This is a genomic window from Janthinobacterium sp. C22 (assembly GCF_057919405.1).
Genome location: NZ_CP193659.1, coordinates 1,948,143 through 1,973,397 on the forward strand (window position 1 = coordinate 1,948,143; position 25,255 = coordinate 1,973,397).

The following is a 25,255-nucleotide window of genomic DNA, read 5'->3' on the forward strand; positions in this document are numbered from 1 at the left end:
GGGTGTCAGATTGAGGCGGGGGGACCACATGTTGCATTTCTCCAGGTTAATTTATTGTCGATTAACTTGGTAGACGCGGCAGCGGGCAAAACCCTCACCTGCGAATGCGAACTATTTGCATTTATTTTTCAGGCTGCCGCATCGCAGGGGCTTGCGCCGGCATTTTTGCCGCCATGCGGATCTCGCTGACGGCACCATCGCGTACGACGTGTACGGGCAGCAGCTGCGGCAGGGCGGCGGCGAAGCGGTCGAACTGGGTCAGGCTGAAGCTGCCGCCGATGCGCAGCCTGGCCACGGCGGGATCGCGCACGACGAAGCCCGTGTCGCCATAGCGCTCGAATTCGGCCAGTGCCGCGCCCAGCGGCACGTTGTCGAAAGTGATCCTGCCGTCGCGCCACGGCGCCACGCTGCCGGGGGCCAGGCTGGCGACGGCGGACAGGCGGCCGCCGGCGTCGGCGCTGACGCCCTGGCCGGCCCGCAGGTCGGCCAGGGCTTGTCCTGCGCCCGCCACGCGCACGTGACCATGCTGTACGGCCACGCGCAGCTTGCCGTCGTGCTCGAGGGTATTGCGCACGGAAAACTGCGTGCCCACCACCGTCACTTTCAAGGGGCCGCTCACCACGTCGAAAGGCTGGCCCTGCTTCGATTGCACCTGGAACAGCGCTTCGCCCTGCGCCAGGCGCACTTCGCGGCGCTGGCGGTACAGGGTGACGTGCAGCCGCGTGGCCGTATCGAGCTGCATGTTGCTGCCGTCGGGCAGCGCGACGGCCATGCGCTGGCCGCGCATGGTGGCATACGACTGGCTGAAAACGGCTTGCTGCTGCCACCACTGGTAGCCGCCCGCGCCCACGCTCAGCAGCAGCATGGCGGCGGCCGCATACGGCAGGGCGCGCAGCCAGTGGCGGCGGGAGCGGGAGGATGGCGCAGCCTGGGGCAGTGCCCAGCGCGCGGCGAGCTGCGCAGGAATCTTGCGCGCTGCGCGGTGCGTGTGTTGCAGTTGCGCATACGCGTGCGCGTGCAGCGCGTCGGCCGCCAGCCAGGCGGCAAACTCGGCCTGTTGCTGTGCATCCAGCTTGCCGCGCCGGCTGAACCAGGTAGCGGCCGCCAGCGCCACGCCATCTTGCGTGGCGGCAAAGTCGGCGTACTCGCGCAAGTCCGCCTGCTCCTGGGCAGAGGGGCCGAACGCGTGGCGGGGCGGGAGGGCGGTCATGGGCGCCATTATGTGGCTTCCCGCAAAGAATGCAACTGCGCCTGGCAACTGAGCATGCCGCGTGCGATATGTTTTTCCACCATGCTCACGGAAATGCCCATGCGCGCGGCGATCTGCGCGTGCGGCAATTCCTCGAAGACGTGCAGCACGAAGGCGTCGCGGCAGCGGGGCGGCAGCGCGTCGATGGCGGCCACGCAGGCTTGCCAGTCCTGGCTGCCCTGCAACGCCTGTTCCGGCTGCAAATGGCGCGGCGCGGCCGGATGCGCGGCCTCGGGCAAGGCGTCGAGCTCCTCGTGCTGGCGCAAGGCGGCGCGGCGGTGATTGTCGATCAGCAGATTGCGCGCCGTGTGGTACAGCAGCGCGCGCGGTTCGCGCACGGCTGTTTCGCCCAGCACGCGCGCATAGCTTTCCTGCACCATGTCGGCGGCAGCTTCGCGGTTGCGCAAGCTGCGCCAGCAAAAGTTCAACAGTTCTTGGTAATAGCGTGCGACCACGGCGTCCGATGTATGAGTCCGCAGCCAAGGAATGCCGCATATGAGAATGATTCTCATTATATGGCATGCCGGGATGTCGCGCTAAGCGGCTTGGCGCACCGTGGCAGGTGTACAACGCTTTGCCCCGCGCCCTGCATCGGTTAACATGCGAAGTTAATAGGGAGACAACATGGCTATTCAAATCATCAATACGGCGCCGATAGCTGGCCAGCGGCCCGGCACTTCGGGCTTGCGCAAGAAGGTGGCGACCTTCAGCGCCCCGCAATACCTGGAAAACTTCGTGCAGAGCGTGTTCGATAGCGTGGGCGACTGCCGCGGCCAGACCCTGGTGCTGGGCGGCGACGGGCGTTACTACAACCGGGCAGCCATCCAGACGGTGCTGCGCATGGCGGCCGCGCACGGCTACGCGCGCGTGCTGCTGGGGCAGGGCGGCATTTTGTCGACGCCGGCCGTCAGCTGCGTGATCCGCAAGCATGGCGCCAGCGGCGGCATCATCCTGTCGGCCAGCCATAATCCGGGCGGTCCCGATGGCGATTTCGGCATCAAGTACAACATCGCCAATGGCGGCCCGGCGCCCGAAAAGGTCACGGAAGCCATCTACGCCTGCACGCAAGCCATCGCCGCATACCGCATCAGCGACGCGGCCGACATCGACCTCGACGCCTTGGGCACCGTGCGCATCGAGCAGATGACGGTCGAAGTGATCGATCCGGTGCTCGACTACGCGGAACTGATGCAGCAGCTGTTCGACTTCGACGCCATCCGCGCCCTGTTCGCGGGCGGCCTGCGCATCTGCTTTGACGGCATGCACGCCGTCTCCGGCCCGTATGCGACGGCCATCCTGGAAGGCATGCTGGGCGCGGCCAAGGGCAGCGTCATCAACGGCGTGCCGCTGGAAGACTTCGGCGGCGGCCACCCGGACCCGAATCCCGTCAACGCGCGGGAATTGATCGCGCGCATGGCCGGCGACGATGCTCCCGACTTCGGCGCCGCCTCGGACGGCGACGGCGACCGCAACATGATCGTCGGCCGGCGCTTCGACGTCACGCCCTCGGACAGCCTGGCCATCCTGGCCGCCAACGCCGCCGTGGCGCCCGGCTACCGTGGGGGCTTGAAGGGCATCGCCCGCTCCATGCCCACCTCGGGCGCGGCCGACCGGGTCGCCAGCGCGCTGGGCATTCCCTGCCACGAGGCGCCGACGGGCTGGAAATTCTTCGGCACCCTGCTCGACGCCGGCATGGCCACCCTGTGCGGCGAGGAAAGCTACGGCACGGGCTCGAACCACGTGCGCGAAAAAGATGGCCTGTGGGCCGTGCTGTTCTGGCTCAACCTGCTGGCGGAAAAAGCAATCGGTGGAAGACATCGTGCGCGCGCACTGGGCCACGTATGGCCGCAATTACTATTCGCGCCACGACTACGAAGACATCGACAGCGCCGGCGCGCAGCAGCTGATGGAAGCCGTGCGCGGCCGGCTGGCCACCTTGCCGGGCCAGGTGCTGGGTGGCTGCACGGTGGCGCTGGCCGACGATTTCAGCTACACGGACCCCGTCGACGGCTCCGTGGCGACACAGCAGGGCATCCGCATCGTCATGACGGACGGCGCGCGCATCGTGCTGCGCCTGTCCGGCACGGGTACCGAGGGCGCCACCCTGCGCCTGTACCTGGAGCGCTACGAAGCCGACCCCGCGCAGCACGCCATCCCGACCCAGGAGGCGCTGGCGGGGCTGATCGCCGTGGCGGAGCAAGTGGCGCAGATACGCGCACGCACGGGGCGCGACGCGCCCACGGTGACGACATAAAAAAGGTGCATAGGTCGGATTAGCGTGGCATCGCCACGCGTAATCCGACGACATTGTCAGCAGCGTTGTCGGATTACGCCCTTTGGGCTAATCCGACCTACTTGTATGATTACGCCTTGCCCGGGATGGCCGCCTGGCGGTAGTTGTCGACCATCTTGTAGCGCTTCGCATACAGGCCGAAGGCCAGCATGGCGACGGCGGCAAAGGCGGCGAAGAAGAACATCTGGAAAGCCGTCACGCTGATGCCGCTTTCGGCGATCTTGCCGATCACGCCTTCGTTCATGACGCTGCGGTTGACGATCAGCACCCACAGGTTGCCCACCGTGGTCGACAGGTTCCAGAAGCTCATGATGGCGCCCTTCATCGACACGGGCGCCTGGCTGTAGGCAAACTCCAGGCCCGTGGCCGAGACCAGCACTTCGCCGAACGTCAGCAGGGCGTACGGCAGGATCTGCCACATGATGGAGACGGCGTTGCCGCTGTCGAGCGCCAGCTGCAGCAAGCCGATGACGATCCACGCCAGCGAGGAAAAGCCGATACCGGCCGTCATGCGGCGCAGGGCCGTCGCTTCCAGGCCGAAGCGGTTGAGCATCGGGTACAGCACCAGGTTGTTGAACGGGATCAGCAGCATCACCAGCATCGGGTTCAGCGCCTGCATCTGCGCCGGCAGGAACCAGCTCGGTTTTTCCATGGTGTTTGCCTGCACGATCCACGTCGAGGCCTTCTGGTCGAACAGCGAGAAGAACGGCGTGACGAGGGCGAAGATGACGAGGATGCGCAGCACGGCGCGCACGCCTTCGACGGCTTCGTCAGGGTGGATGCCGCGCGCGCGTTCCAGCTGCATGGCCGTGCCGATGCTGCCGAAGGCCAGCAGCAGGACCAGCGCGGTACACGCGGAAATCACGAAGCCCCATTCGGGAATGCTGTAGAACGCATACAGGGCGCCGATCACGCCGACGTAGGCCACGTACAGGCCGGGACGCGATCCGCCGTCGACACGGGCCAGCAGGGCCGTGCGGGCCACGCGGGTGAATGAATCGGGATTCGGCGGCGCCGGCGGCACGTGCACGTATTTCTTGGCGCCCATCCAGAAGACGATGGTGGCGGCCAGCATCATCAGGCCGGGGATGCCGAAGGCGATCGACGGACCATACTTCTTCAGGAACAGCGGCATCAGCAGCGAGGCGAAGAAGGAACCGAAGTTGATGATCCAGTAGAACAGGTCGAAGACCAGCTTGGCCTTGTGCTTGTTGGTCTGGTCGAACTGGTCGCCGACGAACGAGGCGACCAGGGGCTTGATGCCGCCGGAACCGAAGGCGATCAGGAACAGGCCGAAATAGAAGCCGTTGACGCTGTTTTCAAACAGGGCCAGGCAGGCATGGCCGGCGCAATACACGAGGCTGAGCCAGAAGATGGTGTTGTACTTGCCGAAGAAGCGGTCGGCCAGCCAGCCGCCCAGCAGCGGGAAGAAATACACGCCGATGACGAAGGTATGGAACACGTGCTTGGCTTCGCCCGTGCGCTGGTCGATCGGGATCATCAGCAGCAGGGTGCTGATGAGGAATGGCGTCAGGATGTTGCGCATGCCGTAAAAGCTGAAGCGTTCGCAGCCTTCGTTGGCGATGATGTACGGTATTTGCCGCGGCATTTTGCCCGTGGCGGTTTGTGTCTCGGCCGATGACATTGGCTCTCCCCCAAGTTTTTTTGTAAGCCGCGATGCTAAGGCCTGCCGCGTTTGCTTGCAACAGAAAAAACGGCCTGCCCGCTATTTCGCAGGGATTTGTAAGGTATTGATTTTCATAAAGACATTACTTTCGGCACTTGCGCGGGCCGGGCGGGGCAGCAGCAGCTGCATTTGCAGCATGCCATCCGGTGCGGGACTGTCCGCCAGGGTAAAGCCGCAGCCCAGGTACAGGGTCAACGCCGCGTGGTTGTCCTGCGCCACGGCCAGGCGCACGCGGCCCAGTTCGGGAATGGCGCAGGCATGGTCGATGGCGGCCTGCACCAGCTGCCGTCCCGCGCCGCGCCCGCGCGCCTGCGGCGCCACATACACGCCCCACAGGCTGGCCTTGTCATGCACGACGGCGATCGGTTCGCGGCGCAGGCCGGCCATGGCGATCAATTGTTCCTTGTCGAAAGCGCCAAATATTATTTGGTATGGAGTGGCGTGCAAGCGCTCGGCTATCCGTGCCAGCGGCAAGCCGCTTTCCGCCGCGTACGTGGTGCAGAAGGCGGCGGGCAGTTCGGCGATGCCGGCCAGACGCAGCGCGCGGTAGGCGGGCGCGTCGTCTGGCGCGAGGGGGCGGATGGTGATGGCGGGCATGTGGGCGAGTATCGGGCTTTGATACCAGAAAGTAAACCTTGCCGTCCACCGCCGCCATCCTTAAGATCTGCCGCATGAAACCTGTACCGAGCCCTTCCCCTGATATGTCCGCTGGCGCGGTTCTGACGCCGGCGCGCGAGCGCGCGATGCTGTGGCTACTTGCGCTGACGCAATTTACCGTCATCATGGATTTCATGGTGATGATGCCGCTGGCGCCCCAGCTGATGCAGGCCTTCCACATCGGCCCGGCTGCCGTCTCGGGCGCCGTCTCGGCCTACGCCTGGTGCGCGGGACTGTCCGGCTTGCTGGCGGCCACGTATATCGACCGCTTCGACCGCAAGAAGCTGCTGTTGACCATGTTTTGCCTGTTCACCGTGTCGAACCTCGCTTGCGCGCTGGCGCCGAACTTCCATGTGCTGCTGTGGTCGCGCGCCTTTGCCGGGCTGACGGGCGGCGTGCTGGGCGCCATCGTCATGGCCATCATCGGCGACGTGATTCCCGCCGAGCGGCGCGGCGCGGCCACGGGCGTCGTCATGACTTCGTTTGCCATGGCGGCCGTGGGCGGCGTGCCCATCGGCGTGGTGCTGGCCGCGCACTTTGGCTGGGCTTCGCCGTTTTTCCTGCTGGTCGCGCTGTCGCTGCTGGTCTGGCTGGGCGCGGCGCGCGTGCTGCCATCGCTGACGGCGCACATGGGCGCCGCTCCCACGCCGCTGCGCCAGGTGCTGCCGAACCTGCTGGCGCTGTTCCGGGACCGGCGCCACCTGCAAGCGTTTTCCTTGTCCATTGTCAATATGACGGCCGGCATGCTGGTCATTCCCTTCATTTCGCCCGTGCTGGTGGGCAATATGGGGCTGGCGCCGGCCGACGTCACCTGGGTCTACCTGGCGGGCGGCTGCGCCACGACCTTCACGGCGCGCCTGATCGGCCGCTGGGCGGACCGGGCCGGCAAGCAGCAGGTGTTCCGCTGGGTGTCCTTGCTGTCGATCGCGCCGCTGCTGTTCATGACGCACTTGCCCCAGCTGCCGCTGCTGGCGCTGATGCTGGCGTTTCCCTTCTTTATGGCCCTCGTCTCGGGCCGCATGGTACCGCTGCAGGCGCTGCTGACGACGATACCGGAACCGCACAAGCGGGGCGCGTTTCTCAGCGCCAATTCAGCCCTGCAAAGTTTTGGCAGCGGCCTGGGCGCCTGGCTGGGCGGCCTGACACTGCAGGCGGATGCGGCCGGCCACATCAGCGGCTATGGCATCAATGGCTGGCTGGCGGCGGGCTTGTCGCTGTGGACGGTGTGGTGGGTGGCGCGCGTGCGCGGCGCGGCGCCGCAGGGGCCCCGCGCAGGTAGTTATTGGGTGGCGATGCGCTGCATGGGCGCATTGTCCTTGCGCCATTGTTCCAGGCTGATCAGCTCACCGCTGACGACGTCGTCGACGAGGATGCGCTTGCCATCCTGGGAAACGACGAAACTCTCCCAGCGGTGCGCCGCGTCCGGCGTGTTTTCCACGAAGTTCAGGTCATAGTAGGGCTTGCCATCGATGAGGCGCGCATCGGGCGACGTTTCCATCACGGCGCCGTGGGCGCGGCCGCCGGACGCCTTTTCGATATGCGCCGACCAGGCCTTGATCTCCGGCAATGCCATCAGCGCATCGACGGCGCGCGCGCTCTGCTCCGGCGCCGGGCTGCTGGCGGCCGGGGTATTGGTGCCGTGCGGTGCGGCCTGCTGGTGCAGGTAGAAAGCGCCGAGCCCGGCGGCCAGCAAGCCGGCCAGGATGCCGGCGATGATGGTGGTTTTGGAAGAAGAGGCGCGTGGCGGCATGATGGTGGCGTGAGAATGAGGGACGATGGCGGCCATGCTAAAGCAAAACGTGCAGGTGGGCAATCGTTGAAATTTCTAAAAAGCCAGGCGAAAAAAGCCACCTTCCGTAGAAGATGGCTCTCGGGGCTGCCGGGCAGGCGCTGGCAGCTTTTGGTCTGCCTGTCCTGTCCCGGCGTATGCGGTCTGTCGCGCCGTCGCCTGCGCGACAGGCCGCCGGACATTACATCATGCCGTCCATGCCGCCCATGCCGCCCATACCACCCATGCCGCCGCCCATGCCGCCGGCTGCCTTGTCGTCAGCGATTTCGCAGACCATGCAGTCGGTCGTCAGCATCAGCGAAGCGATCGAAGCGGCGTTTTGCAGCGCCGAACGGGTCACTTTGGCTGGGTCCAGAACGCCCATTTCCACCATGTCGCCATACGTGCCGTTGGCAGCGTTGTAGCCGTAGTTGCCCGTGCCAGCCAGTACGGCTGCCACGACGACCGAAGCTTCTTCGCCGGCGTTTTGCACGATCATGCGCAGCGGCTCTTCCATTGCGCGCAGGACGATCTTGATACCGGCGTCCTGGTCAGCATTGTCGCCCTTGACCGTGATGTTGGCGCGTGCGCGCAGCAGGGCTACGCCGCCGCCTGGCACGATGCCTTCTTCCACGGCAGCGCGCGTGGCGTGCAGTGCATCTTCAACGCGGGCTTTCTTCTCTTTCATTTCGACTTCGGTGGCTGCGCCAACCTTGATCACGGCAACGCCGCCAGCCAGTTTGGCGACGCGCTCTTGCAGTTTTTCACGGTCGTAGTCCGAGCTCGCTTCTTCGATCTGTACACGCACTTGTTTCACGCGTGCTTCGATCGATGCGGCTTCGCCGGCGCCATCGATGACGATGGTGTTTTCCTTGCCCACTTCGATGCGTTTCGCCTGGCCCAGTTCGGCCAGGGTCACTTTTTCCAGGGTCAGGCCGACTTCTTCAGCGATCACCTGGCCGCCCGTCAGGACAGCGATGTCTTCCAGCATGGCTTTGCGGCGGTCGCCGAAGCCAGGTGCTTTCACTGCGCAGGTTTTCAGGATGCCGCGGATGTTGTTCACCACCAGGGTGGCCAGCGCTTCGCCTTCGATGTCTTCCGCGATGATCAGCAGTGGACGGCCAGCCTTGGCGACTTGTTCCAGTACCGGCAGCAGGTCACGGATGTTCGAGATTTTCTTGTCGCACAGCAGGACGAATGGGCTGTCCAGGACGGCAACTTGCTTCTCTGGGTTGTTGATGAAGTATGGCGACAGGTAGCCGCGGTCGAACTGCATGCCTTCAACGATGTCCAGCTCGTCGTTCAGCGACTTGCCGTCTTCAACCGTGATCACGCCTTCTTTGCCGACTTTTTCCATCGCTTCAGCGATACGCTCGCCGATCGATGCATCCGAGTTGGCCGAGATCGAACCGACTTGGGCGATTTCCTTGGTCGTGGTGCAAGGACGGGCGATTTTCGCCAGTTCTTCGACGGTCGCGGCAACGGCCTTGTCGATACCGCGCTTCAGGTCCATCGGGTTCATGCCGGCGGCAACGAACTTCATGCCTTCGCGCACGATGGCTTGGGCCAGCACGGTCGCGGTGGTGGTGCCGTCGCCGGCGTTGTCGCTGGTGCGGGAAGCCACTTCCTTGACCATTTGCGCGCCCATGTTCATGAGCTTGTCTTTGAGTTCAACTTCCTTCGCTACCGACACACCATCCTTGGTGACGGTAGGGGCGCCGAACGAGCGCTCCAGCACGACGTTGCGGCCTTTCGGGCCCAAGGTGACTTTGACTGCGTTGGCGAGGATGTTGACGCCTTCGACCATCTTGGCGCGCGCTGCGTCGCCGAATACTACTTCTTTAGCTGCCATGTTCAATTCTCCTGAGTTTCGGGATGTATCTGTCTACAACGTGGAAACAATTACTTGACGACGATCGCCATGATGTCTTCTTCGCGCATGACCAGCAGCTCATCGCCGTCAACTTTGACGGTTTGGCCGGCGTACTTGCCGAACAGGACGCGGTCGCCTACCTTGACATCCAGAGGACGGACTTTGCCGTCGTCGAGAATCTTGCCATTGCCTACGGCAAGGACTTCGCCTTGATCCGGTTTTTCAGCAGCTGCATCAGGAATGATGAGGCCGGACGCAGTCTTGGTTTCCTGGTCGAGGCGTTTGACGATGACGCGATCGTTCAATGGGCGCAGATTCATACAAAACTCCTTAAAGTTCAATGGATAGGTGTTGCTAAATGAATACATGCCTGGCACAGCGCCAGGCGTGCTTTCAGTGACCGCCGTTGAAAGCAGCCCGCAACGGTCAAGCAAACCCCATGGCATCGGGTGCATGCCGGCGCTGGGCAGGGTGGCATCGCGGCGTCGCCCGCCGCGTAGCGTTCCCTGCTGTTGCCCGGCATGCACCATCATGTCCTGAGGATTGCTACGAAAGAGTTTGTTAGCACTCTCTACTAACGAGTGCTAATTATAGGGACGGTAGGGGGCTTATTCAAGGGCTTATTCTCCGGGAAGATAAGCTTAGACGTTCTGCGCAGCCTGCATCTACGCAGGGTTTGCGCAAACGCAAGCCTCGTTCCCGGGCGTCAGCAACAGGCGCGACTCTAGCATGCCCGTCAGGCGAAGGGCGTTCCTGTACGCACGGGAAACAGAGTTTTGCTATGGACTTTGATAAGATGATTGCAATTGCATATCAATATTCCCCCTGTACCAGAAAGCACACCATGCCATCGACTCTTTCCCGTCCCGCCCTGCGCCTGCTCGGTGCCGCCCTCGTCGGCCTCGCCTGCCTGGGCAATGCCGCCGCGCAAACACCCACCATGCTCGACGAGATCACCGTGGCCACCTTGACGCCGCTGGAAAAGGAAATGCTGCTCAACGAGCTGTTCAACGACCTCAACAAGGACGACGACGACCAGCAAGCCCATGTGTGGGACAACGGCGGCGACAGCGGTGTGCGGGTGAAGGTCACGTATAACTTCAGCAACTCCGGCATGACGGAACACAGCCTGAAGGCGCACATCTGCCGCGACCTGAAATTCGTCGTCACGGCGGGCGACAAGTCGCAAGACCTGAGCCGCCGCATCTGTTCGCAGAACAGCGGCCGTTGGGATGTGCAGGGCAAGGACCCGGCGCCCGTCGTGTATCCGCCCTTCCTGTCCGACGTGACCATCGCCAAGCTGAATGCCAAGGAAAAACAAGCCTTGCTGACGGCCGCCGTGCGCACCTTGAAAGATGAAGAGGATGGCAAGAGCCGTGAATGGAGTAACAAGGGACTGGGCAATGCCGTGCCCTTGCGCGTTACTTTGACGCCCTCGCGGACGGACGCCAAACCTGGCAGCTACCACCGTACTTGCCGCGACTTGACGATGGTGCTTGATGGCAAGAGCGGCAAGCAGGAATTGACGCGCCGCTCGTGCGAAAACCGCTATGGCGGTCTCGATATCGAACCCGATTACGTCGACGAGTAAAACGCTGCCATCGCGGCGCCGGCGGATGCGTGCAGATGGCGAAAAGCACCGGAAAAAGCGTGTATTTCACGGCAACTGACCTGCATTGATGTAAATATGTGTGACAGCGGCGTGATTCGATTGACGCCCATGGAGCGTCCGCCCTATAGTGGCGGGATGATTTCCGAATTCAACGAATTATCCGACAAAATAGGCCTGCTGGCCGAAATGACCCATGCGCTGCGCCGTGAAAACGCGCAATTGCGCAAGGACAATGCCGCGCTGGCCGCCGAGAACGCCCTGTATGTGCAACGCATGCGCGAGGCGCAGGAGCGGGTCGAGGCGTTGCTGGAAAAAATTCCCGAACTGGTGCAAGCCGGCCTGGAGCAGGCCGCTTCGGAGGCGGGCGCCTATATTGCCGAGAACGAGAAGGAAGCGTAATGCCGCGTGTCGATGTCAATATCATGGGCCAGTCCTACAGCATGGTGTGCCGCGACGGCGAAGAGCGCGCGCTGCGCGAAGCGGCGATCTATCTCGATAGCAAAATGAAAGCCATCCGCGACGCGGGCAAGGTCAAGGGCAACGACCGCATCGCCGTGCTGGCCGCCCTGGGCGTGGCCGCGGAATTCCTTTCCGTGAAATCGCCGCAAGGTCCGCTGTCGGAACTGACGATCCTGGAAGTGAAGCAAAAGATCTCGGCCATGCACACGGTACTGGACAGCGCACTGACGCCCCAGGAAAACCTTTTAAACACCGAACCAAACCTACCGCGCGTCGCGACTTGCGGCCTGCGATGTTCGCTGCCTCGGCGGCCCCGTGCAAGCACAGCTGCGCTTCTTGGCCACAATTCATCGCCGCTCGCTACGGTTTTGTTCAGTGTTATTAATTGGATTTTAAGCGGACACGCTACGATTTGTCTTTGCGATGCGCGATCAAAGGAGTAAACTTGGGTCTACCCTGCGGTGTTCGCGATTGCCATATATTCCTTGAACCATTTATGCGCATCGGTTGCGAATTTTGTTTGATGGGAGTGAGCGTCGCTCGTTCGACGAACCCGAAATTGAACTAACGTGACCACCTTGAACCGTTTGGTTCGGGATGCCGGCATAGCGGCACAGGCGGGGCCCAATTTGCATCACCACCGAAAACGGTTGCCGCATCCTGCGCAACCGTTTTTTTACGTCTGTCGTTTTCACACGGAGTCTGCATGAAACAATTCTGGCTGATGAAATCCGAACCCGATGAAGTGAGCATCGACGACCTGATGGCGGCGCCCGGACACACCATGCCGTGGTTTGGCGTGCGCAACTACCAGGCGCGCAACTTCATGCGCGACGGCATGCGGCCGGGCGACGGCGTGCTGTTTTATCACTCCAGCTGCCCGCAGCCGGGCGTGGCGGGCGTGGCCGAAGTGGCCAGCGGCGCGTATCCCGATCACAGTCAGTTTGAAGAGGGCGGCAAGTATTTCGATGCCAAGGCCACGCCGGAGCAGCCGCGCTGGATCAGCGTCGACGTGCGCGGCGTGAAGAAGACGGCGCTGCTGCCCCTGTCCGAAATGCGCCAGATGCCGGAGCTGGAAGACATGCTGCTGCTCAAGAAGGGCAGCCGGCTGTCGATCACGCCCGTGACGCCGGCGCAATGGAAGGTCATTACCGGCAAGCTGAAGGCCTAGGCCCGCTCCTCGACCCGGTCGCGGCCATTCTGCTTGGCGCGGTACAGGGCCTGGTCGGCGGCGGCCAGCAGCTGCTCCGGCGTTTGATTTCCGTCATGCAGCGCCAGGCCGATGCTGGCCGTCACCAGGCCGCCGCGCGACGGCGCCTGGGCGATGGCGGCCGCGGCGATCGCTGCCTGCATCTTGTGCGCCACCGCCAGCGCCCCCGCGCGGTCGGTGGCGGGCAGGATGGCGGCAAATTCCTCGCCGCCGAAGCGGGCCGCCAGGTCGCTGGCGCGCGGCAGCGCGGAATGCAGGGCCGCCGCGATGCTGACCAGGCAGGCGTCGCCATACGGGTGGCCGAAGGTATCGTTGAGGCTTTTGAAGAAATCGATATCGATGATCAGCAGCGCCAGCGGCTGCCCGTTGCGCGCGGCGCGCTGCCACTCGAGCTGCAAGGTCTGGTCGAAGCTGCGCCGGTTGGCGATGCCCGTCAAGCCATCCGTCAGCGACAGCTTTTCCAGCTTGTCCAGCGCCGCGCGCAAGGCCAGTTCGCTTTGCATGTAGCGGCTTTGCAAGGTGGCCGAGCGCAGCGCGTGGACCAGCAGCGCGACGAACAGCGACGCCGCCGCCAGGTAGAAATGCGTGCGCATGACGGCAAAGCCCAGGCCCAGCAGGGCGGCCGTAAAGAAGATGGGACTGAAATTGTCGATCAGCAGGGTCAGCCGCCGCAGAGGCTGGCCTGGCGGCGCTTCGGCTCCGGTCATCCGGACTCGCGCGGCCAGCATCGCCAGCAGCAGGAACGGCAGGCCCGGCAGCACCTCGCTCCATGCTGTCGTCACGCCGTGCAAGGTCAGATAGTTATAGGCCGCCGCGCAGCCCCGTAGCACCATAAAAACACCGTCAGCAGCAGGTAAAAGCGGCCCTGCTCGCCATCGCGGCGGTGCGCCAGCAAACGCAGCGAGGCGCAGCAGGCCAGGGCCAGGTTTTCCACGTTGTAGGTCAGCACCAGCAGGCTGGCGGGAATCGGCGCGATGGAGCGCTGGTCGAATGGCGACACGGAAAAGATGGCCGTATAGGCCAGGTAGGCCGCCAGCAGCACCTGCACGGCGTCCAGCCATTGCAGGGTGCGCGAGGGATGCTCGTGCGTCACGGACGACATGGCCAGCAGCAGGGGCGCGCCATACATGAAATAGGCAAAATCGGAAAAATACGTGGCGTCGGATGCCACCTGGCCGCTCAGGTCTTGCCAGGCCGACAATATCATGCCCGTGCTCCAGAACAGCATGGCTACGGCGAACAGGGCCCAGCCTGTCCTGGCTGCGCCCGCCGCACTGACGCAGGCGCAGCGGCAACAGGCGGCCAGCGCCAGCAGGGGCGCGACAATGCTGAACGCATAGCTCACCCAGGGCGCGCGCGTGCCTGCCCAGGCCGTCAAGGCCAGCTGTGCCAGCACATAGCAGGCGCCCAGCGCCATCGAGCATGTCAGTTTTCGCCCGGCAGGCGGCATGGCAAGGCACTCCCCTGTTGCACGTGAAAACATGATACCCAGATGCCAACAGCAAGTCTATTCCACAAGGAAATTTTGTTGCTTCGAGGGAAGTGTTGCCGGAGGAGGGGATGGCGCGCCTGCCTGGCGCGCCATCGGGGGAGCTGCAGTGTTACGTGTTGGCCGGGCGGGCCTTGGTGGGCGGCGTGCCCATCACCTGGCTTTTATATGCCCACACGAGCAGCGCGATGGCGCCGACGATCATCGGCAGGGACAGCATCTGGCCCGAGGTGATCGGCACGCCCAGCCACACGACTTCCCAGTCCGGCGTGCGGAAGTATTCCGTGAAGAAGCGCGCGCAGCCGTACAGCAGGGTGAACATGGCGCCCACGGCCATGCGCGGACGCTGCTTGCGCGCATACAGCCACAGGATGATGAACACCAAAATGCCGTCGACCAGCATCTGGTAGATGGGCGACGGGTGCACGGGATACGGGATGCCCGGCCATTGCATGGCCCACGGCAGGGTGTCCGGGGCGATGCGGCCCGGCAGTTCGGCATTGATGAAATTGCCCAGGCGGCCGGCCGCATAGCCGAGCGGCACCAGCGGCGCGATGAAGTCGAGCACGTCGAACAGGTTGCGGCCCGCCTTGCGGCTCCACAGGTACATGGCCAGGATGACGCCGAGGAAGCCGCCATGGAAGGACATGCCGCCATGCCAGACCATGAAGATCTCGAGCGGATTGTGCAGGAAGTATTCGGGACGGTAGAACAGCACTTCGCCCAGGCGCCCGCCGATCACCACGCCCAGCATGCCGTAGAACAGCATGTCGTCGAGGTCTTCCTTCTTCCAGCCCAGCACGGCGATATGCGGCTGCTTGATGCGCACGCGGCCCAGGATAATGAACAGGGCGAAAGCGAGCACATACATCAGGCCGTACCAGTGCACGGCGAGCGGGCCGATCTGGATGGCTATCGGGTCGGGCATCGGGTGTATCAGCATGGGTTTTCTTTCTTTGTTTAAAGCCAAGGTTGCGTAGTATGGGGGCGCTGGCCGTTTTTTGCCTTAGCGGCCACTTAATCTAATCGGCGGCCGCGCGGATCTGCTTGCGCAGCAGCGCCAGGAAACCCTGCAGCACGGCGGACGGATTGTCGCGGCGCCAGGCCAGGCCCGTTTCCACCAGCGGCGTGGCGTCCTGCAGCGGCCTGTATTCTACGCCCGGGCGCATCAGATTCGATACCGATTGTGGCACAAGCGCGATGCCCATGCCAGCCGAGACGAGGCTGACGATGGTTTGCATCTGGATCGCTTCCTGGCCGATCATGGGCGTCACGCCGGCCGCGCGGAAGACGCCGAGGATGGCGTCGTGCAGGGCGGGCGAGATCGCGCGCGGAAAAATGATCAGGGGCAGGGGCGGCAGGTCGCGCAGGCGCACGGGGCCCGGCGTGTTCAGGATGGCGAGGCCGGACGGCGCGGCCAGCACCAGCGGCTCGGCCAGCACGGGCAGGTAATCGAGCTCCCCTTCGCCTTCTCGGGCAGGGGCGGGATCAACAGGCCCGCATCCGTGCGCCCGGCCAGCAGTTCGTCCAGCTGCAGGTCCGAGGTGGCTTCCTGCAACTGGATCTGCACCTGCGGATAGGCCGTCCGGTAGGCGCGCAGCAGGGGCGGCAGCACGCTGTAGTCGGCCGAGGAGACGAACGCCAGGCTCAGACGTCCCGCCTCGCCCTGCGCGGCGCGCCGCACCAGCGCGGGCAAATCGAGCGCCTGCGCCAGCAGCCGGCGCGCCTCGGGCAGCAGGGCGTTGCCGGCCGGCGTCAGCTGCACTTCGCGGCGCGTGCGCACGAACAGGGGGCGCCCAGCAATTCTTCCAGCGCCATGATGGTTTGCGACAGGGGCGGCTGCGTCATGTGCAGGCGCGCGGCGGCGCGGCCAAAGTGTAATTCCTCGGCGACGGTGACGAAATAGCGCAGCTGGCGCAGTTCAAGATTCATATGCGTTTCCATGTGGAATAAGTGCTGTGATATGAAAAGCGACTCACAGACACGTGCATCATATATTTGACAGTGGCGCGCGCGCAAGGCAATCTGACGTACCCCCACTGCATGCAGGGTTTTGCTGGAAATCCGCGCAGTCAGGCATCAATCATCCTTGGAAGGACCCCATCATGCCGCAATACCGCTCCCGCACCACCACCCACGGCCGCAACATGGCTGGCGCCCGCGCCCTGTGGCGCGCCACCGGCATGAAGGATGGCGACTTCGACAAGCCGATCATCGCCGTCGTCAACTCGTTTACCCAGTTCGTGCCCGGCCACGTGCATCTGAAGGACCTGGGACAGATGGTGGCGCGCGAGATCGAGGCGGCCGGCGGCGTGGCCAAGGAATTCAACACCATCGCCGTCGATGACGGCATCGCCATGGGCCACGGCGGCATGCTGTATTCGCTGCCCTCGCGCGACCTGATCGCCGACTCCGTCGAATACATGGTCAATGCCCATTGCGCCGACGCCATGGTCTGCATCTCGAACTGCGACAAGATCACGCCGGGCATGCTGATGGCCGCCATGCGCATCAATATCCCCGTCGTGTTTATTTCCGGCGGGCCGATGGAAGCGGGCAAGGTCGTCAAGGTTGTCAACGGCACGCAGAAGATCATCAAGCTGGACCTGGTCGACGCCATGATCAAGGCGGGCGACAGCACCGTGTCCGACGCCGACGTGGCGGAAATCGAACGCTCGGCCTGTCCGACCTGCGGTTCCTGCTCCGGCATGTTTACGGCCAATTCGATGAACTGTCTGACCGAGGCGCTGGGCCTGGCCCTGCCCGGCAACGGCACGATTCTGGCCACGCACTCGGACCGTCAGCAGCTGTTCCTGCGCGCGGGCCGTCTGATCGTGGAACTGGCCAAGCGCCACTACGAGCAGGATGATTATTCGGTGCTGCCCCGCTCCATCGCCACCAAGGCCGCGTTTGAAAACGCCATGGCGCTCGACGTCTCGATGGGCGGCTCGACGAATACCGTGCTGCATTTGCTGGCCGCCGCGCACGAGGCGGAAGTGGAATTCACGATGGCCGACATCGACCGCATCTCGCGCAAGGTGCCTTGCCTGTGCAAGGTGGCGCCGATGACGGACAAATACCATATCGAGGACGTGCACCGCGCCGGCGGCATCGTGGGCATCCTGGGCGAACTGGCGCGCGCCGGCCTGCTCAACACGACCCTGCCGACCATCCACGCGCCGACCCTGGCCGACGCCATCGCGCAGAACGACATCATGTGCACCGACGATCCGGCCGTGCACGAACTGTTCCGCGCCGCGCCGGGCGGCGTGCCGACGCAGACGGCGTTTTCGCAGTCGGAGCGCTTCGCCGCCGTCGATACGGATCGCAGCACGGGCTGCATCCGCGACAAGGCCCATGCGTATTCGCAGGATGGCGGCCTGGCCGTCTTGTACGGCAACCTGGCCGAAAAGGGCTGCATCGTCAAGACGGCGGGCGTCGACGAAAGCATCCTGAAATTCTCGGGCAAGGCGCGCGTGTTCGAAAGCCAGGATTCCGCCGTTGAAGCGATTTTGGCCGATACCGTGCATGAAGGCGACGTCGTCATCATCCGCTACGAAGGCCCGAAAGGCGGCCCCGGCATGCAGGAAATGCTGTACCCGACCTCGTACATCAAGTCGAAGGGCCTGGGCAAGGCGTGCGCGCTGTTCACGGACGGGCGCTTCTCGGGCGGCTCCTCGGGCCTGGTGATCGGCCACGCCTCGCCGGAAGCGGCCGAAGGGGGCGCCATCGGCCTGGTGGAAGAGGGCGACTTCATCGACATCGACATCCCCGAGCGCCGCATCAACCTGCGCATCACGGATGCCGAACTGGCCGCGCGCCGCGCCGCCATGGAAGCGAAGGGCGACGCGGCCTGGCTGCCCGTCGACCGCGAGCGCTACGTGTCGCAGGCGCTGCAGGCGTATGCCGCGCTGACGACGTCGGCCGACCGGGGTGCCGTGCGCGATCTGTCGCAGTTGAAGAAGCAGAAACGCTGATTTGTTGCATAAGTGCGACGGCCAGCCCCGTTTGACGATGCGGGGCCGTTCGTCGTTACATCGCCTTACAAACAACATGGCGATGGGCGCGCGGATGGGGCAGAATAGGCATGCCTCCCGTCTACATTGCGTTACTACATTGAAACGCTTGATCTGGGCTCGTGGTGCATCTGCGGAAACACAGTAAAATGCCGCAGGAAGTAACTTTGGAGAAAAGACAATGAAACGTTTTATGTTGGTGAGTGTATTGGCCGTATCGGCTCTGGCATCGCAAGCAGCGTTGGCCAATCCGGACTTGGCGAAAGCAAAGAACTGCATGGCTTGCCACGCGGTGAGCACGAAACTGGTGGGCCCTGCGTTCAAGGACGTGGCTGCCAAGTACGCCGGTCAGAAAGACGCGGAAAACAAGCTCGTGGCGAAAGTCATGAAGGGCGGTTCCGGCACCTGGGGCGCGATCCCGATGCCAGCCAATCCGCAAGTGAGCGATGCGGAAGCCCACACCCTGGTTAAATGGGTACTGGCACAGAAATAATCTGTGCCGCAGTACCAGCAATTAGCGCGCCGGCAATCCCGGCGCGTTTTTTTGCCCGCTGCCTGCAAATTCTGCAGGTTCCCCATGCCCGTCAAGGTCGCCCGCACGGCCTCGTCGAGCGGCGTATGCGGCTCCTGTCCCAGCATGGCCAGCAGCCGCGCATTGTCCATGGACAAGGGCGTTTGCCACAGATAGCGCATCTCGCGCATTTCGCGCAAGGTCGCCACGAACGGCGACGCCAGCGTCACCAGCCACCACGGAAAACGCCGGATGGCGGGCGCGCTTCCTGTCGCCTGTTCCACCACACGGGCGATCGCCCCCTCATTTGCCGGCCGTCGTGGTCCCAGTGGCCGGCCATGTGAAAGCGCGCAAACGGGGGCAAGGTGGCGCGCATGGCCAGCAATTGCAGCATCGTGCGCGCCACGTCGGGCAGGTAGGACCACTGGTGGCCCACGCCGGGCGCGCCCGGATACAGCACGCTGCGTACGCTCTGGCCCGGTTTCACCAGCCCTTGCGAAAACCAGTTATTGCCGGCACGGGGGCCGAAGAAGTCGCCCGCGCGCACGATCAGCACGCGCGCGCCCTGCGTACTGGCCCGCTCCAGCCGTGCTTCCATTTCCACGCGGATGGCGCCCTTGCGCGTGAGCGGACGTTGCGGCGCGTCTTCCGCCAGCACGGGAAAGGCGTCCGGGCCGAAGTTGTAGACGGTGCCGGGCAGCACGATGGTGGCGCCTTCGGCGATGGCAGCGGCGATCGTGTTGTCGAGCATGGGCAGCACCAGCCGGCCCCAGTGGCGGTAGCCGGGCGGATTGACGGCGTGCACGATGACGGCGCAGCCTTGCGCGGCAGTCAGCACGTCCGCGCGCGACAGCGCATCGCCGCGCAGCCACTCAATACCGTCGCCGCGTGGCGATGGTGTTTCTCCCCGCTTCAGGGCGCGTACCTGCCAGCCCGCCGCCAGCAGCTGGCGCACCATCTCGCCGCCGATGCCGCCTGTCGCGCCCAGTACCAATGCTGTTTTGTCCATCATGACCTCCGTGTGGTTGATGACGCCAGTATCTGCCCCGCAAGGCTAATTGGGAATTGACGAACATCGAGCATAGGTTATACATTTATGTATGACTACTCCGATCGCCTGGGAATACTACCGCTCCTTGCTGGCCGTGCTGAGGCACGGCTCCCTGTCCGGCGCCGCCCGCGCGCTGGGCATCACGCAGCCCACCGCCGGCCGGCATATCGCCGCCCTGGAACAGGCGCTGGGCGCGACCCTGTTCACGCGTTCCCAGCTGGGCTTGCTGCCCACGGAAGTGGCCCTGGCGCTGCGTCCCCATGCGGAAACCATGGAGCACACGGCGGCCCTGATGCAGCGCGCGGCCAGCAGCCAGGGGCAGGGCGTGGCCGGCATCGTGCGCATCGCGGCCAGCGAAGTCGTGGGCGTGGAAGTGCTGCCGCCCATCCTGGTCCGCCTGCGCGCGCGCCATCCGGGCCTGACAATTGAATTGGTATTAAGCAACAAGGTGCAGGATTTGTTGCGCCGCGAGGCGGACATCGCCGTGCGCATGCTGCGTCCCCGCCAGGAGCAGCTGGTGGCGCGCAAGGTGGGCGAGATCGAACTGGGCCTGCATGCGCACGCCGATTACCTGGCGCGCCATGGCATGCCGGCGGGATTGCTTGATCTGGCGCAACACGCCGTCATCGGCTACGACGAGGCGAGCCCCTTCGTGCGCAACGCGGGCGCGGCCTTTCAGGGATTTTCGCGGGAAAACTTTGCCTGGCGCAGCGACAGCGACCTGGCGCAACTGGCCCTGATACGCGCGGGTGCCGGCATCGGCGTGTGCCAGGCAGGACTGGCGGCGCGCGATCCGGCCCTGCGGCGCGTGTTGCCGCAAGCGTTTTCGCTGCCGATGGAAACCTGGGTCACCATGCATGAAGACTTGCGCGGCAGCCTGCGCTGCCGCGCCACCTTCGACGCGCTGGCCGAAGGTTTACGCGATTACGTGGCTGAGCAGCCGCTTACTTGACGACTTCCATCTTGGTTTTCTTGCCATCGCGATATGTAAATAAAGTCAGCGCGCCATCCTTGATGTCGCCGTTGGCGTCGAACGAGATCGGCCCCGTCACGCCCTGGTAGTGCACCTTGGCCAGGAAGGGCAGGTAGACGGACGGTTTCGACGACTTCGCATCCTGCATGGCGGTGGCCATGGTCATCACGGCATCGTAGACATATGGCGCGTACAGCTGCACTTCCATATTGTATTTCTGCTTGTAGCGGGCGCGGAAATCGTCCATGCCTTTTTGCTGCGCGCCCGTCACGCCGCCCGCTTCCGCGCAGGTGACCATGTCTTCGCCCACGGCGTCGCCCGCCAGCTTGCCCAGCGGTTCCGTGCACAGGCCGTCGCCGCCCATGAACTTGGCCTTGATGCCCAGCGCCTTCATCTGGCGCAGCATGGGGCCGCCCACGGAATCCATGCCGCCAAAGAAGATCAGGTCGGGATTTTTCGACTTGATGCTGGTCAAAATCGCATTGAAGTCCGTCGCGTTGGCATTGGTAAATTCCTTGCCGACGATTTGCACGCCTGGTGCCGCCTTCTTGGCGCCCTTGACGAACTGTTCCGCCACGCCCTGGCCGTAGGCCGTGCGGTCATCGATGACGGCGATTTTCTTCGCCTGCAGCTTGCCCACGGCATACGCGCCCAAAGTTCCCCCAGCTTGTTGTCATTGGCCACCACGCGGAAGGCCGTGTTGAATTTCTGCTGGGTGTAGGTCGGGTTGGTGGCGGCCGGCGAAATCTGCGGGATGCCGGCATTGAAGTAGATGCGCGAGGCGGGAATCGTCGTGCCCGAGTTCAGGTGGCCGACGACGCCGTTGACCTTGGCGTCGACCAGCTTTTGCGCCACGGCCGTGCCCTGCTTGGGATCGGCCGCGTCATCTTCGGGCACCAGCACGAATTTGACGGCTTTGCCGTCGATCTTGAAGCCTTTTGCATTCAAATCCTCGATCGCCATCTTGGCCGCGTTCTCGTTATCCTTGCCCAGGTGGGAGCTGGCGCCAGAGACCGGGGCGACGTGGCCGATCTTGATGATTTCCTGCGCGCCCGCATGGCCGGCAAAGGCGAGGGCGAGGGCGAGAGGAAGGACTTTGGTCTTGAGCAGCATAAACATTCTCCAATGGATAAAGATACGGCGGCGTCTCGTGAAAACCGCTTCGAATGGCGGTACGTGTGAAGAAAGGTACAACAAAAAACAGGCGGCGCAAAGCCGCATTTCGGGCTTTTTACATTTTGTCGCAACAATCACCAAAGTGAGGCGCGATGCACCGATTTCGCAGGCGCGAGCGCACCAAAGAATGGCGTTGGAGGAAAGAATAGGGTAGGTCGGGCAGGTCGGGCAGGTCGGGCAGGTCGGGGTAGGTCGGGTTAGCGCGCAGCGCGTAACCCGACATTGCGCAGCATGCTCAGGGCTGAGCGGGTGGATGCAGATGTCCCAGTTCATGGCTCACCGCATGCGCGACGATCTGCTCCAGCGATTGCTGCAAGTCTTCGCGCAGGGCGCCGCGCATGCCGATCAGGGCGTTTTGCAGGGCCGTCTGCAGGACGTGGGCGATGCGCTCTTCCAGCAGATGGTCGATCTTGCCCTGCACCTGATGCAGGATGCGCTGCGTCAGCCGCTGTTCGATGGCGTCCCAGTCGGGCTGCGCCACCGCTGGCGGCAACGCCGGCGCTTCCTCGAAAGCAGGCGCAGCAGGTACGACGGGAACCACCTGCGGCGCCTCCGGCCCCAGCAGCACCTCCGTCAGCAGGGGGATGCCCTGGTCGAATGGTTGCTGGCTCATGGTTTGTCCACTGAGTTACCCGCCACGAAATGCGTCGGCTGCACGTCCTGCTGGCGGTAGTGCAGGAAGCGCTGGCGGCCCGCCTGCGCATCCTGTTCATCCATGGAAACGATCTCGAACACGCGCTGGAAATCGGCGTAATTGGCGGGCGGCAACTGCGACAGGTTGACGAGGATGTCGTGGTGCGGCAGCTCGGCCGCCGCGTCATCGGTCAGGATGATGGGCGTTTGCGCGGCCAGCGGGTCGCCGGCCAGCACGTGCGGCAGGAAATCCGTGGCGGAAATGGTCCACATGGCGCTGTTCAATGCGTCGAGCTGGGCGCCATCTTGCGCCAGCACGACGACCTTGTTGCCGGCCATATACGCCTTGCGCGCCAGGCGGCAGGCGTAGGCCAGCTTGTCCGGCACGTTGGTATGAAAGTCGACGCGCGTCATGTCGCCCTTCACGCTGCCATGCCGCTGTGGCGCAGCAGGGCGTCGATGCTCGGTTCGCGGCCGCGGAAGGCCGTGAACGATTCCAGTGCGGGGCGCGAGCCGCCGACGGACAGGATTTCCTGCAGGTAGCGCTTGCCCGCCGCCGTGGTGGCGGCCGGTCCCAGCGCTCGGGCTTCTTCAAACGCCGCATAGGCGTCGGCGGACAGCACCTCGGCCCATTTGTAGCTGTAGTAGCCAGCCGCGTAGCCGCCGGAGAAGATATGCCCGAAGGCATTCTGGAAGCGGTTGAACGGGGGCGGGATGAGCAGCGCGAACCTGGCGCGCACGCCGTCGATCAGCTGCTGCACGGTCTGGCCCGTGCCGGCATCGTAGTCATAGTGCAGATGCATGTCGAGCAGGGAAAATTCCACCTGGCGCAGGGTCTGCAGGCCGGACTGGAAATTCTTGGCCGCCAGCATCTTGTCGTATAGCGCGCGGGGCAGCGGCTCGCCCGTGACGGCATGCGCCGTCATGTGTTCGAGCACTTCCCATTCCCAGCAGAAATTTTCCATGAATTGCGACGGCAGTTCCACGGCATCCCATTCGACGCCGGCGATGCCCGACACGCCCAGTTCGTCGACGACGGTGAGCATATGGTGCAGGCCGTGGCCGAACTCGTGGAACAGGGTGATGACTTCATCGTGGGTGAACAGGGCAGGCTGTGCCTTGCCGTCGACCACGGCCGGCTGCGTGAAATTGCAGGTCAGGTAGGCGATCGGCGTTTGCACTTGCTGTGCATCGGCACGGCGGCCGCGCGCATCGTCCATCCAGGCGCCGTCGCTCTTGCCCGCGCGCGCATACAGGTCCAGGTAGAACTGGCCGACCAGCTGGCCGTCGCGCTCGATGCGGTAAAAGCGCACGTCCGGGTGCCAGACGGGCGCTGTATCAGGCTTGATCTCGACCGCGAACAGGTTCTGGATCTGGCGGAACAGGCCGTCGATCACCTTGTGTTCAGGGAAATATTGTTTGACTTCCTGGGCCGAGAACGCGTAGCGGCGTTCCTGCAGCTTTTCGGAGGCGTACGGCACGTCCCATGCCTGCAGCTCGTCAATGCCCAGTTCTTCGCGGGCGAATTGCTTCAGTTCGGCCAGGTCCTTCTCGGCGAACGGGCGCGCGCGCTTGGCCAGGTCTTCCAGGAAGGTGATGACTTGCGCGGGCGAGGTGGCCATCTTGGAGACGAGCGACACTTCGGCGAAATTGGCGTAGCCGAGCAGTTGTGCCTCTTCGTTGCGCAGCCGCAACAAGGTGACGATGTTCTGCGTATTGTCCCAGTCCTCTTTCTTGCTGAAGACGTCGCCCTGGTCCGAGGCCTTGGTGGCGTTGGCGCGGTAGATGGTTTCGCGCAGCGCGCGCTTGTCGGCAAATTGCAGGATCGGGTAGTAGGATGGGAAGTGCAGCGAGAATTCATAGCCTTGCTTGCCCGCCTTTTCGGCGGCGGCGCGCGCGGCGGCCTTCACGTCGTCGGGCAGGCCGGCGAGATCGGCTTCATTGTCGACCAGCAACTTGTAGTCATTGGTGGCGTCGAGCACGTTTTCGGAAAAACGCGTAGCGACGGCCGCGTGTTCTTCCTGGATGGCGCCGAAGCGCTCTTTCTTGTCCTCGGGCAACTCGGCGCCGCCCAGGCGGAAGTCGCGCACGGCATTCTCGACGATGCGCCGGCGCGCCGGCGACAGGCTGGCGAAATCGGCGCGGGCCTGCAATTGCTTGTATTTGCCGAAGAGAATTTCGTTCTGGCCCAGCTCGGTCCAGAATTCCGTCACTTTCGGCAGGTTGGCATTGTAGGCGGCGCGCAGTTCCGGCGTATCGACCACGCTATTTAAATGGTTGACGATGCTCCAGGCGCGGCCCAGGGTTTCGGCGATCTGGTCCTGGGGCGCGACGAAGTTGTCCCAGCTCACTTCTTCCATGGGCGCTTCCAGCCGCGCCACCGTGGCGCGTGCCTGTTCCAGGAGGGTATCGATGGCAGGCGTGACATGCTCGTGCGTAATCGCGTCGAAGCGTGGCAGGCCGGAAAAATCAAGCAGGGGATTGGTATTCATCGTCGGTTCGTCCATTCTGTCTTAATATATGGAGCGCCTGAAAAACGTTCAGGGCAAGGCGCGGTGCCGAATGCAGTACGAATAGTACGGCGAGGCACTGCAACGC

At 63.8% G+C, this 25,255-nt stretch carries 19 protein-coding genes, 1 other RNA gene and 5 pseudogenes; 10 read left to right on the forward strand and 15 right to left on the reverse strand.

Features of this window, described 5'->3' with window-relative positions:
- Nucleotides 1-121 precede the first annotated feature (121 nt).
- Both ACRHIG_RS08975 and ACRHIG_RS08980 read right to left on the reverse strand, forming a co-directional pair.
- Nucleotides 122-1,210, reverse strand: a complete 1,089-nt coding sequence (locus tag ACRHIG_RS08975; RefSeq protein ID WP_489629976.1) for a FecR family protein — start codon at nt 1,208-1,210, stop codon at nt 122-124.
- Between the two features lie 8 nt (nt 1,211-1,218).
- The gene (locus ACRHIG_RS08980) at nt 1,219-1,704 is read right to left on the reverse strand and encodes a sigma-70 family RNA polymerase sigma factor (RefSeq protein ID WP_475414761.1); all 486 of its coding nucleotides are present in this window, start codon (nt 1,702-1,704) and stop codon (nt 1,219-1,221) included.
- Nucleotides 1,705-1,873: 169 nt separating this feature from the next.
- Between ACRHIG_RS08980 and ACRHIG_RS08985 the strand changes: the two are divergent.
- A pseudogene (locus ACRHIG_RS08985) lies at nt 1,874-3,503 on the forward strand (alpha-D-glucose phosphate-specific phosphoglucomutase).
- Nucleotides 3,504-3,612: 109 nt separating this feature from the next.
- On the opposite strand, the gene ACRHIG_RS08990 reads toward ACRHIG_RS08985, so the two are convergent.
- Complete coding sequence (locus ACRHIG_RS08990; protein ID WP_475414759.1) at nt 3,613-5,151, reverse strand: POT-type proton-dependent oligopeptide transporter; 1,539 nt, start codon at nt 5,149-5,151, stop codon at nt 3,613-3,615.
- A 117-nt stretch (nt 5,152-5,268) separates the two neighbouring features.
- Entirely contained in the window at nt 5,269-5,826 is a 558-nt protein-coding gene (locus tag ACRHIG_RS08995; RefSeq protein WP_489629977.1) for a GNAT family N-acetyltransferase, read from the reverse strand.
- Between the two features lie 74 nt (nt 5,827-5,900).
- Here ACRHIG_RS08995 and ACRHIG_RS09000 point away from each other — a divergent pair, with 74 nt between their 5' ends.
- Complete coding sequence (locus tag ACRHIG_RS09000) at nt 5,901-7,340, forward strand: MFS transporter (RefSeq protein WP_489629978.1); 1,440 nt, start codon at nt 5,901-5,903, stop codon at nt 7,338-7,340.
- 516 nt (nt 7,341-7,856) lie between these two features.
- Here the strand turns inward: ACRHIG_RS09000 and groL are convergent.
- Together groL and groES are read right to left on the reverse strand one after the other, a co-directional pair.
- Nucleotides 7,857-9,506, reverse strand: a complete 1,650-nt coding sequence (gene groL / locus ACRHIG_RS09005; protein ID WP_475414755.1) for a chaperonin GroEL — start codon at nt 9,504-9,506, stop codon at nt 7,857-7,859.
- A 50-nt stretch (nt 9,507-9,556) separates the two neighbouring features.
- The gene (gene groES / locus ACRHIG_RS09010; RefSeq protein ID WP_010400979.1) at nt 9,557-9,847 is read right to left on the reverse strand and encodes a co-chaperone GroES; all 291 of its coding nucleotides are present in this window, start codon (nt 9,845-9,847) and stop codon (nt 9,557-9,559) included.
- Nucleotides 9,848-10,371: 524 nt separating this feature from the next.
- Between groES and ACRHIG_RS09015 the strand changes: the two genes are divergently transcribed.
- The 5 genes and pseudogenes from ACRHIG_RS09015 (at nt 10,372) to ACRHIG_RS09035 (ending at nt 12,769) form a co-directional block, all read left to right on the forward strand.
- Nucleotides 10,372-11,118: a hypothetical protein gene (locus ACRHIG_RS09015; protein WP_489629979.1), complete on the forward strand. Its 747-nt coding sequence runs from the start codon at nt 10,372-10,374 to the stop codon at nt 11,116-11,118.
- Between the two features lie 156 nt (nt 11,119-11,274).
- The gene (locus tag ACRHIG_RS09020) at nt 11,275-11,538 is read left to right on the forward strand and encodes a hypothetical protein (protein WP_034747342.1); all 264 of its coding nucleotides are present in this window, start codon (nt 11,275-11,277) and stop codon (nt 11,536-11,538) included.
- Nucleotides 11,538-11,843, forward strand: a pseudogene (locus ACRHIG_RS09025) (cell division protein ZapA); the annotation flags it as partial. The gene ACRHIG_RS09020 and the pseudogene ACRHIG_RS09025, both read left to right, overlap by 1 nt.
- Before the next feature lie 205 nt (nt 11,844-12,048).
- A non-coding RNA gene (gene ssrS / locus ACRHIG_RS09030) (6S RNA) lies at nt 12,049-12,226 on the forward strand.
- Between the two features lie 78 nt (nt 12,227-12,304).
- Nucleotides 12,305-12,769: an EVE domain-containing protein gene (locus ACRHIG_RS09035; protein ID WP_489629980.1), complete on the forward strand. Its 465-nt coding sequence runs from the start codon at nt 12,305-12,307 to the stop codon at nt 12,767-12,769.
- On the opposite strand, the gene ACRHIG_RS09040 is transcribed toward ACRHIG_RS09035, so the two are convergent.
- From ACRHIG_RS09040 to ACRHIG_RS09055, 4 genes and pseudogenes are all read right to left on the reverse strand, one after another.
- Complete coding sequence (locus ACRHIG_RS09040) at nt 12,766-13,641, reverse strand: GGDEF domain-containing protein (RefSeq protein ID WP_489629981.1); 876 nt, start codon at nt 13,639-13,641, stop codon at nt 12,766-12,768. The two genes, ACRHIG_RS09035 and ACRHIG_RS09040, sit on opposite strands and share 4 nt — an antisense overlap.
- Nucleotides 13,602-14,258, reverse strand: a complete 657-nt coding sequence (locus ACRHIG_RS09045; RefSeq protein ID WP_489629982.1) for a hypothetical protein — start codon at nt 14,256-14,258, stop codon at nt 13,602-13,604. The genes ACRHIG_RS09040 and ACRHIG_RS09045 overlap by 40 nt, the downstream gene beginning before the upstream one ends.
- Before the next feature lie 151 nt (nt 14,259-14,409).
- Complete coding sequence (gene lgt / locus ACRHIG_RS09050; protein WP_077408057.1) at nt 14,410-15,240, reverse strand: prolipoprotein diacylglyceryl transferase; 831 nt, start codon at nt 15,238-15,240, stop codon at nt 14,410-14,412.
- A 79-nt stretch (nt 15,241-15,319) separates the two neighbouring features.
- Nucleotides 15,320-16,229, reverse strand: a pseudogene (locus tag ACRHIG_RS09055) (LysR family transcriptional regulator).
- 173 nt (nt 16,230-16,402) lie between these two features.
- Between ACRHIG_RS09055 and ilvD the strand changes: the two are divergent.
- The gene (gene ilvD, locus ACRHIG_RS09060) at nt 16,403-18,274 is read left to right on the forward strand and encodes a dihydroxy-acid dehydratase (RefSeq protein ID WP_489629983.1); all 1,872 of its coding nucleotides are present in this window, start codon (nt 16,403-16,405) and stop codon (nt 18,272-18,274) included.
- 220 nt (nt 18,275-18,494) lie between these two features.
- Entirely contained in the window at nt 18,495-18,806 is a 312-nt protein-coding gene (locus ACRHIG_RS09065) for a c-type cytochrome (RefSeq protein ID WP_436478689.1), read from the forward strand.
- A gap of 74 nt (nt 18,807-18,880) precedes the next feature.
- Here the strand turns inward: ACRHIG_RS09065 and ACRHIG_RS09070 are convergent.
- Nucleotides 18,881-19,836: pseudogene (locus ACRHIG_RS09070) on the reverse strand (NAD-dependent epimerase/dehydratase family protein); the annotation flags it as partial.
- A gap of 88 nt (nt 19,837-19,924) precedes the next feature.
- Here ACRHIG_RS09070 and ACRHIG_RS09075 point away from each other — a divergent pair.
- Nucleotides 19,925-20,827, forward strand: a complete 903-nt coding sequence (locus ACRHIG_RS09075; protein WP_489629984.1) for a LysR family transcriptional regulator — start codon at nt 19,925-19,927, stop codon at nt 20,825-20,827.
- Here ACRHIG_RS09075 and ACRHIG_RS09080 read toward each other — a convergent pair.
- The 4 genes and pseudogenes from ACRHIG_RS09080 to ACRHIG_RS09095 all read right to left on the reverse strand — a co-directional run bounded on the left by ACRHIG_RS09080 (nt 20,820) and on the right by ACRHIG_RS09095 (nt 25,149).
- A pseudogene (locus tag ACRHIG_RS09080) lies at nt 20,820-21,961 on the reverse strand (branched-chain amino acid ABC transporter substrate-binding protein). The gene ACRHIG_RS09075 and the pseudogene ACRHIG_RS09080 sit on opposite strands and share 8 nt — an antisense overlap.
- A 298-nt stretch (nt 21,962-22,259) precedes the next feature.
- Nucleotides 22,260-22,637, reverse strand: coding sequence for a DUF2486 family protein (locus tag ACRHIG_RS09085; RefSeq protein ID WP_489629985.1), 378 nt, complete (start codon nt 22,635-22,637; stop codon nt 22,260-22,262).
- Nucleotides 22,634-23,071 (reverse strand): DNA polymerase III subunit chi, encoded by a 438-nt coding sequence (locus ACRHIG_RS09090; RefSeq protein WP_489630777.1) that lies wholly within the window; start codon nt 23,069-23,071, stop codon nt 22,634-22,636. Before ACRHIG_RS09090 ends, ACRHIG_RS09085 begins: the two co-directional genes overlap by 4 nt.
- A gap of 8 nt (nt 23,072-23,079) precedes the next feature.
- Nucleotides 23,080-25,149, reverse strand: coding sequence for a M3 family metallopeptidase (locus ACRHIG_RS09095; RefSeq protein WP_489629986.1), 2,070 nt, complete (start codon nt 25,147-25,149; stop codon nt 23,080-23,082).
- Nucleotides 25,150-25,255 lie beyond the last annotated feature (106 nt).

Coding starts and splice junctions, on each gene's coding strand:
- ACRHIG_RS09075 (WP_489629984.1), top strand. CDS start 19,925: ATGACTACTCCGATCGCCTGGGAATACTACCGCTCCTTGCTGGCCGTG.
- ACRHIG_RS09090 (WP_489630777.1), bottom strand. CDS start 23,071: ATGACGCGCGTCGACTTTCATACCAACGTGCCGGACAAGCTGGCCTAC.
- ACRHIG_RS09020 (WP_034747342.1), top strand. CDS start 11,275: ATGATTTCCGAATTCAACGAATTATCCGACAAAATAGGCCTGCTGGCC.
- ACRHIG_RS09000 (WP_489629978.1), top strand. CDS start 5,901: ATGAAACCTGTACCGAGCCCTTCCCCTGATATGTCCGCTGGCGCGGTT.
- ACRHIG_RS08995 (WP_489629977.1), bottom strand. CDS start 5,826: ATGCCCGCCATCACCATCCGCCCCCTCGCGCCAGACGACGCGCCCGCC.
- lgt (WP_077408057.1), bottom strand. CDS start 15,240: ATGCTGATACACCCGATGCCCGACCCGATAGCCATCCAGATCGGCCCG.
- ACRHIG_RS08975 (WP_489629976.1), bottom strand. CDS start 1,210: ATGACCGCCCTCCCGCCCCGCCACGCGTTCGGCCCCTCTGCCCAGGAG.
- ACRHIG_RS09015 (WP_489629979.1), top strand. CDS start 10,372: ATGCCATCGACTCTTTCCCGTCCCGCCCTGCGCCTGCTCGGTGCCGCC.
- groL (WP_475414755.1), bottom strand. CDS start 9,506: ATGGCAGCTAAAGAAGTAGTATTCGGCGACGCAGCGCGCGCCAAGATG.
- ACRHIG_RS08990 (WP_475414759.1), bottom strand. CDS start 5,151: ATGCCGCGGCAAATACCGTACATCATCGCCAACGAAGGCTGCGAACGC.
- ilvD (WP_489629983.1), top strand. CDS start 16,403: ATGCCGCAATACCGCTCCCGCACCACCACCCACGGCCGCAACATGGCT.
- ACRHIG_RS09040 (WP_489629981.1), bottom strand. CDS start 13,641: ATGGTGCTACGGGGCTGCGCGGCGGCCTATAACTATCTGACCTTGCAC.
- ACRHIG_RS09035 (WP_489629980.1), top strand. CDS start 12,305: ATGAAACAATTCTGGCTGATGAAATCCGAACCCGATGAAGTGAGCATC.
- ACRHIG_RS09045 (WP_489629982.1), bottom strand. CDS start 14,258: ATGCCGCCTGCCGGGCGAAAACTGACATGCTCGATGGCGCTGGGCGCC.
- ACRHIG_RS09085 (WP_489629985.1), bottom strand. CDS start 22,637: ATGAGCCAGCAACCATTCGACCAGGGCATCCCCCTGCTGACGGAGGTG.
- groES (WP_010400979.1), bottom strand. CDS start 9,847: ATGAATCTGCGCCCATTGAACGATCGCGTCATCGTCAAACGCCTCGAC.
- ACRHIG_RS09095 (WP_489629986.1), bottom strand. CDS start 25,149: ATGAATACCAATCCCCTGCTTGATTTTTCCGGCCTGCCACGCTTCGAC.
- ACRHIG_RS09065 (WP_436478689.1), top strand. CDS start 18,495: ATGAAACGTTTTATGTTGGTGAGTGTATTGGCCGTATCGGCTCTGGCA.